The organism is Protofrankia sp. CiP1_Cm_nod3, from assembly GCF_982290655.1.
Genome location: NZ_CEVIVD010000016.1, coordinates 46,531 through 48,535, shown reverse-complemented (window position 1 = coordinate 48,535; position 2,005 = coordinate 46,531). Strand labels below are relative to the sequence as shown.

The 2,005-nt window shown below is 70.4% G+C and carries 2 protein-coding genes; one reads left to right on the top strand and one right to left on the bottom strand.

Going from position 1 to position 2,005, the window contains the following annotated elements; genetic code table 11:
- Positions 1–770 (bottom strand): ATP-binding protein (locus AC5LUJ_RS05680; RefSeq protein WP_493464578.1); only part of this gene is annotated, 770 nt, incomplete at its 3' end.
- Between the two features lie 254 nt (positions 771–1,024).
- Between AC5LUJ_RS05680 and AC5LUJ_RS05675 the strand changes: the two genes are divergently transcribed.
- Positions 1,025–2,005 (top strand): HAMP domain-containing protein (locus tag AC5LUJ_RS05675; protein WP_493464577.1); only part of this gene is annotated, 981 nt, incomplete at its 3' end.

Here is a 2,005-nt window from a genome sequence, read left to right as displayed (position 1 = left end):
CCAGCGCCTCCGGGGGTCACCGTGGCTCCTGTTGTGGCTCCGGTGGCACCCGCGGCCGCCGTGGCAGGTGCGCCCATCCCGGCTGGCAGGGGGCTGGCGGTGGATCCGCTCCCATGGCCCGGCAGGCCGGGGAGCGCCGTCCGGATGCCGGCGCGGGCCGTCTCGGCGGCCGCGGCGGCCGGGCCGCCCCCGCCCGCGGCTTCGGTGCCGGCGGACGAACCGTCGGGGACGTCGAGGCGGAACCACACCTTCTTGCCCGTCCGGTCGTGCTCGGTGCCCCATGCCGTGCTCAGCGCGTCCACCAGCGACAGGCCGCGGCCGTCCTCACGCAGGCTGTCGATGCCGTCGTCCGCGATGGGCCCGCCGGTGACACTCCCGGGTGCCGCCGGCCGGCGCGCGCCGGCCGGCGTGGACCCGGGTGCCGCTGAGCTCCCCGGGCCGTCGATGGCCGCCGGGCGGACGGCGGCGGGGGCGTGGCCGGGCTGGCCGGCGATCGGCACCGCGCCCAGTGCCAGGGGATAACGGTCACTGACCGCGACGATGAGTCGTCCGTTGTTGTGCCGGATGTCGACTGTCGCGTCGGTGCCGGCGTGCACGATCACGTTGGTCACAAGCTCGGTTACTAATAGTAGTATTATATCGACGGTATCGGCGTGGAGACGGCCGTGCAACGTGTCGATAATGAACCGGCGGGCCGATCTCGGTGAATCGATGACCGGTGGAAGTGTGAGGGTGCGGCGGAACCCCTCTTCGCCGAGCATGTGAAGCATGCCGGTCAGTCTCTCCTGTGTTGTCCGGTCATGAGGGATTGGCCGTCGCAGGGGGCGCGGCTGGCGGATCTTCCGAGCCGGTCCGGCCGGCACGCGCGGCACCAGGCCGGATGGATCCGCTATATCCGCACAGCAAGCCCTGACGGATACTGTCGCCGAGCACTGCTGGATGCTTGATGAACGGGCGCCGGTCCGTTCCGATGGTCTGCCAGACGTGAGAGATTCCCGCGCACGCCGGTTTGGAGGGCTCCACCATGACGATGGTGTCGGAATCCGCGCCCGTGGACGACCACTTCATCGACGATTTGCTCGGTGCGCTGACGGCGTTGTGCGCGGGTGACTTCTCCGTCCGTCTCGGGGAGCGGTCCGGCCGCGACGCGCTGGTCGCCCAGCGCTTCGACGAGCTGGCCGCCCTGCAGCAGCGGCACTCCGGGGAGCTGGAACGGGTCAGCAAGGTGATCCGGCGGGACGGCCGGCTGACCGAGCGGATGGCCGACCTCGGTTTCGAGGGTGGCTGGGCGCTGTCGAGCCAGGCGGTCAACTCGCTCATCGACGACCTCGCGCGCCCGACACACGAGGTCGCGCGTGTGATCGCGGCTGTCGCGGATGGCGATCTCTCGCAGCACATGGCGCTGGAGATCGCCGGACAGCCGGTGCGGGGTGAGTTCCTCACGATCGGCACGACCGTGAACACCATGGTGGACCAGCTCTCCTCGTTCGCGGACGAGGTTACCCGGGTGGCGCGGGAAGTGGGTACCGAGGGCAACCTGGGCGGCCAGGCACGAGTCAAGGGCGTCTCCGGGGTGTGGCGGGATCTGACCGAGTCGGTGAACTCGATGGCGGGCAACCTCACCAGCCAGGTCCGCAACATCGCCCAGGTCACGACGGCGGTGGCGCAGGGCGACCTGTCCCAGAAGATCACTGTGGACGCGCGAGGTGAGATCTACGAGCTCAAGTCGACCGTGAACACGATGGTCGACCAGCTCTCGGCGTTCGCCGACGAGGTTACCCGGGTGGCCAAGGAGGTCGGTACCGAGGGCAGGCTCGGCGGGCAGGCCCAGGTAAAGGGCGTGTCCGGGGTGTGGCGGGATCTCACCGACTCGGTGAACGTCATGGCCGGCAACCTCACCACGCAGGTGCGCAGCATCGCCGAGGTCGCGGCCGGGGTCGCCCGCGGTGACCTCACCCGTCAGATCACCGTGGACGCCCGGGGCGAGGTCGCTGCCCTCGCCCAC